At 29.0% G+C, this 7,178-nt stretch carries 5 protein-coding genes; 4 read left to right on the forward strand and 1 reads right to left on the reverse strand.

Annotation, left to right across the window (positions count from 1 at the left end; all coding sequences use genetic code 11):
- Nucleotides 1–68: 68 nt before the first annotated feature.
- Nucleotides 69–1,769: a hypothetical protein gene (locus FWJ34_RS16780; protein ID WP_308256493.1), complete on the reverse strand. Its 1,701-nt coding sequence runs from the start codon at nt 1,767–1,769 to the stop codon at nt 69–71.
- 497 nt (nt 1,770–2,266) lie between these two features.
- On the opposite strand from FWJ34_RS16780, the gene FWJ34_RS16785 reads away from it, so the two are divergent.
- The 4 genes from FWJ34_RS16785 to FWJ34_RS16800 form a co-directional block, all read left to right on the forward strand.
- On the forward strand, nt 2,267–4,705 hold the full coding sequence (locus tag FWJ34_RS16785; RefSeq protein ID WP_308256494.1) for a glycosyltransferase: 2,439 nt from the start codon (nt 2,267–2,269) through the stop codon (nt 4,703–4,705).
- 149 nt (nt 4,706–4,854) lie between these two features.
- Nucleotides 4,855–5,658: a site-specific DNA-methyltransferase gene (locus tag FWJ34_RS16790; protein ID WP_308256495.1), complete on the forward strand. Its 804-nt coding sequence runs from the start codon at nt 4,855–4,857 to the stop codon at nt 5,656–5,658.
- 5 nt (nt 5,659–5,663) lie between these two features.
- Nucleotides 5,664–6,245 (forward strand): HNH endonuclease, encoded by a 582-nt coding sequence (locus FWJ34_RS16795; RefSeq protein ID WP_308256496.1) that lies wholly within the window; start codon nt 5,664–5,666, stop codon nt 6,243–6,245.
- 251 nt (nt 6,246–6,496) lie between these two features.
- The coding region (locus FWJ34_RS16800; RefSeq protein WP_308256497.1) for an FkbM family methyltransferase at nt 6,497–7,178 on the forward strand (682 nt) is incomplete at its 3' end.

Genomic DNA, 7,178 nt, shown 5'->3' on the forward strand with positions numbered 1-7,178 from the left:
ATGTAAGAATTTGGTCAAAAATTTTTAAAGAACATTAATTAATTCCACACAAAAGATGAAATTATGTTTTATCCGACTAATGTTGAAAAGACTAGCAGTTTCCTAAGATACCAAATGGGTTCTATAGCATTATCAAATTGAGTTTTCGCCGAATTAAGTCCGTTGACAAAATCACTAAGGTTAACAATATTACTTGACTTACTAAAATCTAAGTTGGGATTAAATTGGCTGAGGTTATTTAAACTAAAATTACCTAGGGGTACATCTCCTGCTACGCTAAGGTTACCGAGGGTATTAATGATATTGGTTACTGTTGTTAGGCTCTTAATAAAACTTGTATCGATGGGGGGGAGTCCCTGGCTCGCGGCGTAGGCTTTAAATATCGGGGTTTCAGCTAAATCTAATAATGAGTAATTGACTCCTAGTTTATCTAATACTGGAAGTGGTTTACTTAGAAAGTCTAGTAGTGGCTTAAATTGGTCTGTAATCCCTTTTATTTTGGTTATAAAAGGATTAACTGTTCCTAATACTGAACTTAAACCTAGTTTGACATCTTTGAATTGTAAAGTTGGATTATTAGCATCAAAAACTAGATTTGTTTTAAAATTGGGAAGAGACGAACCGCCCCCTAAATTTAAAAGAGAATTGACTTTTAAATTTGCTGTCGGACTAATATTTTCAATGCCACCACTACCATTTACGTCTGCTGATAAGGTAAAATCTGAAAAAAGAGCATTATTACTACCATTATTTCCTGCCGTTAAATTAAGAAATCCTAATTTTCCGTTCAAATTACTAGAGTTTTTGGCACTTAATGTAAAGGTTAGTTCTTTAGCTGTAGTTGGCTTAAGGCTAAAAGAATCTCCTACAGCACTAAAATTAATTCCCCCCGTAAAACCGGTTGTTAAACTGAGATTTCCCGTAAAATTTAATCCGACTGTGGGAATTCCTAAATTTGTGTCAATGGCTAAAGAATTTGTATTTGATTTTGTAAATGACAAATTAAATTCATTAGTCGTACTCGAATAACTAATTGTTGCTCCTGTACCATTTAAAATTCCATTAATTGTCGTAACTAACTCAGAAGGTAAATAGTCTTTTACTGCAATCCCACTCAGTTTTAAGCGAACACTATCAAGATATTGTAAGTTACTGTTTATGGATGAATTTTCTAATCCATCTCCAAATACTGATTTAACAACAGTATTACTTAATAGTCTTTGATATAAGGTGTTTTGTAAACCACCTAAAACTCCATCAATCCCTTCTCTAATTCTGTTAACACCATTTGCTGAAATGCTCCCCGACGCTTCAATTTGAAGAGTTTGTCCATTTACAAGAATGTCAAAATTGTCATTTTCTTGTTTTATTCTTGCTATTTTTTCTGCGGTTATAATTTCTCCTCTCACAAAAGCTGAAAATAATTCTCCTTCATCTCCTCGTGAATCTATTAAATTGACTTGACTATCAATATAGTGTCCGTATTCTTCTAGTAAAACTTTAGTGATTAAATCTTTATTATTACTACCAATTAACTCTTGAGATAAGTAAATAATTTTTGTTTGTTGAGAATAAGCCCCCAATGCACCATTAATAACCGATGAACTAACTATCTCGACAGTTGGTAATACCTCGCTTCCATTGAGCCACTGTTGTTGTAGAAAATCAAAGGAACTATTTTCGCCGAAAATTTCTCCCATTTGGGCTTCAAATTCCTTGCCAAGAGCAAACTGACGTAAAATAGGTTGCAACAGTTTTTGATTGTTCATTGGTTAAATCATGGTATTAAATAATTGTGGCTCTTTCACAGTAGTTATGATAATTTAAGAATAAAAAAAATATCAAAAATGATAAAATATTAAGTAACAAAGCTTATATATATTGATAAATATAGCTTTACGAAATTTTTATTAATTTAAAATAAGTATATTTTTTCTTTTAAAATTATATTTTTTATTTTATGCCTTTCTTCTTTATTTCATCTTATCACTAAACATATTAATTTGCAAGATGTAAAACAAACAATTTTATTACAGATATTAGCCATTAACATATTATTAGAACTTCTCCCTTGACAAATTAACCAAAATATGTGTTGGGAAAATAATATGCTTATGAGTTGGAGGGTGGCGATCGCCTATGAATTAATAAGATCAAACCTTAACTTAATAGTATTTTTATTTGATCCAAAGTATCCTATGATGTTGTATTGTTTTAACCTTATAAAAGAAAGTTAACCTTAACTTATTATAATTATCAATGAAAAATGAACAGTAATCTCACTATATCTACAAAAAAATCTCTTCATCATAAAAAAAGGGCAATTATGAGTATTTGCTCAAATAATTATTTTCCTTATGTCAGAATATTATTTAACTCTCTTCAAAAATATCATCCTGAATCTGAACTTTTTTTATGTTTAGCTGATAAGGAAAATTCTCTCTTTCCTTTAGAAATGGAAAATGTAACAATTATAGAAGCTGAAAAATTAAATATTCCTCATTTTTATGACTTTGCTTTTCGTTATGATATTATGGAGTTTAATACTGCGGTAAAACCCTTCATGATGCAGTTATTAATTGAGAAGTATAATTTTGAACAAGTTGTTTATTTAGATCCTGATATTGAGCTATTTTCTCCAATGGAATCAGTATTTTCAGCCTTAGATAATGATTCGGATTTTGTTATTACTCCTCATATTACAAAACCCTCAGAAGAAGACGCTTATCCCGGAGATATTGGAGTAATGCAATCGGGAATTTATAACTTAGGATTCATTGCGGTAAGTAACAGTAATCAAGTAATTAATTTTTTGCATTGGTGGGGAAGAAAGTTACGTTTTTATTGTGTAAATGAACAACATAATGGGATTTTTGTCGATCAAAAATTTGTTGATTTATTACCTGCTTTTTATAATAAAGTTAAAATTTTAAAAGACACTAATATTAATGTTGCTTATTGGAATTTGTTACAAAGAAATTTAGCAAAAAAAGAGCAAACTTGGTTTGTTGATAATAAACCTTTAGTTTTCTTTCATTTTAGTGGCATTAATATTAATAATAATCAAAGATTATCAAAACATACCAATGCTTTTAATGGCAATTTATCTGAAGATTTACAAGAATTAATTGATGATTATATCTCTAAGCTAAAATATTATAATTTTCCCAATAACATTGCCCCTAAATATTATTATAGTAATTTTAATAATGGCGTTTTGATTCCGACTATCATTAGACAACTATATCGAAAATTAAAAAATATTTGGTATGAAAATCCTTTTATTTCTTTTCCTGATTACTTGAATCAATTTAATCTTAGTTTTAATAATAATTCTTTAGATTTTCCTTTAACTAATTTAATGGTTTTATTCTGGGAGTTTCGTTCAGATTTACAAGCTAATTATAATATCTTAAATAATAGTGAAGATAAAAAAAGATATACTTTTTGGTTTTTAGAAACAGCCGAAGAAAATCAAATTGATAGTTATTTTTTACAACCAATTTTAGATAGTATTCACCTAAAATTTAGTCGTTATAAATCTCTTTGCTTACCAGAAAAAAATTCTACATCTCTAGTTAATGTTATTGGTTATCTCAAAACAGAAACGGGAGTAGGACAAGCTGGTAGAATGGTTATTAAAAGTTTAAAAACAACTAATATCTCTGTTGAAGGTTATCATATTAATAATAACTTTGATCGACAAAATGATTCTCAAGTAGAAAATTTACTGGTTTCAAAAATAACCTCCCCTATACATATTTATCAAGTTAATGCAGATCAATTAAAAATAGCGAAACAGCAGGTTAAACAATATAGTAATAAACCTGAATTTGTTATTAATATTCCTTATTGGGAATTAAGTAAATTTCCTCAAGAATGGGTAGCAAATTATCAAGATATTGATGAAGTTTGGGTTGGCTCTAATTTTGTACAAAAATCATTACAAGCTAAACTTTCTCTTCCTGTTTTGTGTATGCCACCGGCAGTAGTTATGACAGATTTTAATGTCGTTAAAAGGGAATATTTTAATCTTCCAAAAGAGAAATTTTTATTTCATTTTAATTTTGATTTTAGTTCTTTTTCCAGTCGTAAAAATCCCAAAGATGTTATCACCGCCTATAGAATGGCTTTTCGTCATCAAAAATCAAATATTTCCACTGCTTTAGTAATTAAAAGTAGAGGTTATGATGCTCATAATAAAAATTATCAAAAATTGTTAGAAATAATTGATGGAGAAGAGGATATTATTGTTATTAATGAATATTTAAGTCATAGTGAGGTTATGGCTTTAATGAATTGTTGTGACTGTTATGTATCGCTACATTGTTCTGAAGGTTTTGGTTACACTTTAGCAGAAGCAATGTTGTTAGGTAAACCAGTAATTGCTACTAATTATTCAGGTAACTGTGATTTTATTAATCAACAAACAGGTTTTCCAGTGGATTATAAATTAGTTTCTTTAAAACCAGATGAATACCCTTTTGCGCAAGGACAAAAATGGGCAAAACCTGACTTAAATCATGCCGCTTGGATTATGCAAAAAATGGTAGAAAATTCTTTTGAAACTAAACAAATTGCTTTAGCCGGAAAACAAAAAATAGCTACTGATTATTCCCCCATAAATGCTGGAAAAAGATATGTAAAACGTTTGCAAAAATTAGGATTAGGTGAAAGTATGAAATCCACATTCCGCTATATATAAATTAACTACTTTATGAAAAACCTATTTTTACACAGATTACATAGCAGCGATGCCAACGTCACGCTACGCACACGGCCTGTGTTAGTATTTGATGAAAATTTAATCTAACATGGAATTATAAGATTGTTAAATTGGTGTTCAAAATAAAAATGAGTATAATAAAGGAATCAAAACAGGAATACAAAGAATATTTTAAACATAAAAACATTACATTAATACATGGTAACAGTCTTAATCCTAATCTTTTTACAACAGAATTTATAGACTTAATTGTTACATCTCCACCATATAATGTTGGCATAGAGTATAACTCTAACGATGATCAACTATCTTATGATCGGTACTTAGAATTTTCTTTTCAGTGGATGTCTAACTGTTATAAGTGGACAAAAAAACAAGGTAGATTCTTGTTAAATATCCCTTTAGATAAAAATAAAGGTGGTCATCGTAGTGTTGGTTCAGATTTAACCAAAATAGCCCAAGATGTAGGTTGGAAATATCACTCGACTATAATTTGGAATGAGGGTAACATCTCAAGAAGGACGGCCTGGGGATCATGGATGTCTGCTTCTGCACCTCATGTTATTGCACCTGTGGAATTAATTGTTATTTTGTATAAGGAAGATTGGAAAAAAACTGCGGGAACAAAAATTAGTGATATTACCAAACAAGAGTTTATGGAATGGACAAATGGATTATGGGTTTTTAATGGTGAAAGTAAAAAAAGAATAGGACATCCTGCCCCATTTCCTAAAGAATTACCATTACGAGCTATTAAGTTATTTAGTTATCAAAATGATTTAGTTTTTGATCCATTTGCCGGTAGCGGAACAACATTAATCGTTGCAGAAAACACAAAAAGGAGAGCTGTAGGTGTTGAATTAGATGAACAATATTGCGAGTTAGCTAAAAATAGAATTATTGATGAAGTAGGAAGTTTATTATTTACATAAAAGTTATGAAAAAAATTACTCAATCAGAGATTGTGATGGAATATTTTAAAAATCATCCATTAAGAGATATTAAGCATCCTGAAGTTGTTGATTGGGTGACACAAGAGTATAAAAAAAGAACAGGAGAAATATTTAGAGATCCAGATAGGCAAATTAGAAAACTTCATCAACAAGGATTATTAATCAAAGTTGCGAAAGGAGTATATCGATTTGATACTAATTTAGTTCAAAGTAAAAACTTACAGGATTTTTCGGAAAAGCAAAAAAAAGAAATTTTAGCAAGAGATAATTATAGATGTGTTATGTGTGGTAGAGGCTTAAAAGATGGAGTAGAATTACACGTTGATCATATAAAACCAAAAGATCAAGGTGGAGAAGCAACGATTGAAAATGGTCAAACTTTATGTTCTATTCATAACTTCCAGAAAAAAAATTATAATCAAACAGAAACAGGAAAAAAAATGTTTATCAGACTTTATGAAAAAGCGAAGTCAATTGATGATATTCAAACGATGAATTTTTGTGCAGAAATCTTAGATGTATTTGAAAGAAATAATATTAATGGTCATATTGAATGGAAAAAATAGCCCAATAATTTTTAATCGGATTAAGTTGTTATAGTATTGAATCAATTGCTTATATACTTTTACTGACAAGAGTTGATATAAGTATAGCTGCTCCTCCTATCTCTTGAATTTATGTTTTTTCCGTATTCCTAAGTTATTTTATCTTTCATGAGACTATTCCTATCAACCTTATTATTGGTTTAGGATTCATTATATTAGGAATTACATTAGTAGTTTATAAACAATAAAAAATAAAATTTTAACTAAAAATCATGTTTATTTCTTATTCACAAAATTTTGAAGATGTTTTATTAAATCGTATATTTAAAGATCAAGAAAAAGGCTTTTATATTGATATTGGTGCTCATCATCCCATTTATGATTCCGTGACTAAGGCTTTTTATGAAAAAGGATGGAGAGGTATTAATATTGAACCAGTGTCTAAATTTTTTCAATTACTAAAAAATGATCGACCTAATGATATTAACCTTAATATAGCCATTAGTGACCAAGAAGGGCAATTAAATTTTCATGAATTATTAGATACCGGATTATCAACTTTTGACGGTGAAATGGCGGAAAAGTTAGCACAAAAAAATGGTTTTTCTGTTTATGAATATCCTGTTGATATAAAAACATTAGAGGATATTTGTCGCCAGTATGTAAATCAACCTATTGATTTTTTAAAAATCGATGTAGAAGGTTGGGAAGAAAAAGTAATCTTAGGTCATGATTGGCAAAATTTTCGTCCAAAAATAATTATTTTAGAGGCAACTATTCCTAATTCTCCTATTAGAAAAGAAACAAATATTTCTAATTTTTTAGCTAGTCATAATTATCAACATATTTTTTTTGATGGTTTAAATGATTTTTATTTAGCCAAAGAAGTTTCTCATTTGAGTAATTTTTTTTCTATTCCTGTGAATGTTTTTGATGAATTTATGTGTTTTTCAG

It is taken from the genome of Geminocystis sp. GBBB08, from assembly GCF_016743215.1.
Taxonomy (GTDB): Bacteria; Cyanobacteriota; Cyanobacteriia; order Cyanobacteriales; family Cyanobacteriaceae; genus Geminocystis.